We start from the raw sequence: 1,412 nt of genomic DNA, 5'->3' as shown, positions 1-1,412 counted from the left end.
TTCGTCGAGCACCTCGGGCGCTGCGTCTACACCGGCATCTACGAGCCGGGGCACCCGACGGCCGACGAGGACGGCTTCCGCCGCGACGTGCTGGACCTGACCAGGGAGCTGGGCGTCTCCACGGTCCGCTACCCGGGCGGCAACTTCGTCTCCGGCTACCGGTGGGAGGACGGCATCGGGCTCAAGGAGCAGCGTCCGCGCCGGCTCGACCTGGCCTGGCACAGCACCGAGACGAACGAGGTCGGCGTCGATGAGTTCGCGCGCTGGTGCCGCAAGGCCAGCGTCGAGCCGATGATGGCGATCAACCTCGGCACCCGCGGCATCGAGGCGGCGCTCGACCTGCTGGAATACTGCAACCACCCGTCCGGCACCGCGCTGTCGGACCTGCGTGCCGCCAACGGCGCCAAGGAGCCGCACGGGATCAGGATGTGGTGCCTGGGCAACGAGATGGACGGCCCCTGGCAGACCGGGCACAAGACGGCCCGCGAGTACGGCAGGCTCGCCGCCGAGACCGCCCGCGCCATGCGCATGGTGGAGCGGGATCTGGAGCTGGTGGCCTGCGGCAGCTCCAGCTCCTCCATGCCGACCTTCGGCGCCTGGGAGGCCGAGGTGCTGGAGGAGACCTACGACCTGGTGGACTACATCTCCTGCCACGCCTACTACGAGGAGAAGGACGGCGACCTCGGCAGCTTCCTGGCCTGCTCGACCAATATGGAGTACTTCATCCGCTCGGTCGTGGCCACCGCCGACCACGTCGGCGCCAGGCTCAAGTCGCGCAAGCGCATCGACCTCTCCTTCGACGAATGGAACGTCTGGTACCTGTCGCGCTTCCAGAACGCCGAGCCCCCCGCCGACTGGCCGGTCGCGCCGCCGCTGCTGGAGGACCACTACCACCTGGCCGACGCGGTCGCGTTCGGCGGCCTGCTCATCACGCTGCTGCGCAACAGCGACCGGGTGACCGCCGCCTCGCTGGCGCAACTGGTGAACGTGATCGCACCGATCATGACCGAGCCCGGCGGGCGGGCGTGGAAGCAGACCACGTTCCACCCGTTCGCACAGGCGTCCAGGCTCGCGGCGGGCGACGTGCTGCGGATCGAGCCGGTGTCGCCGACGTACGAGACGGCCGAGTTCGGCGAGGTGCCGCTGCTGCACGCCGTGGCCACACACACCGCCGAGGGCACGACGGTGTTCGCGGTCAACCGCTCCACCGACGGGCCGCTGTCCCTGGAGATCGACGCGCGAGCCCTCGGCGGCAAACGGATCATCGAGGCCACCACGCTGACGGACGCCGACGTCTACGCCCGCAACACGGCCGACGACCCGGACCGCGTCACACCGAAGCCGAACGCGGACGTCGAGCACGACCCGATGCGCGTCCTGCTGCCCCCGGTCTCCTGGAACGTGATCAGGCT

The 1,412-nt window shown here is 70.1% G+C and carries 1 protein-coding gene; it reads left to right on the top strand.

Annotation, left to right across the window (positions count from 1 at the left end; genetic code table 11):
• On the top strand, positions 1–1,412 hold a 1,412-nt coding region (gene arfA / locus ACTWQA_RS58965; protein WP_443167493.1), incomplete at both ends, for an arabinosylfuranosidase ArfA.

It is taken from the genome of Nonomuraea sp. 10N515B (assembly GCF_052245915.1).
Lineage (GTDB): Bacteria > Actinomycetota > Actinomycetes > Streptosporangiales > Streptosporangiaceae > Nonomuraea.
This window is presented reverse-complemented; position numbering and strand designations above follow the sequence as displayed.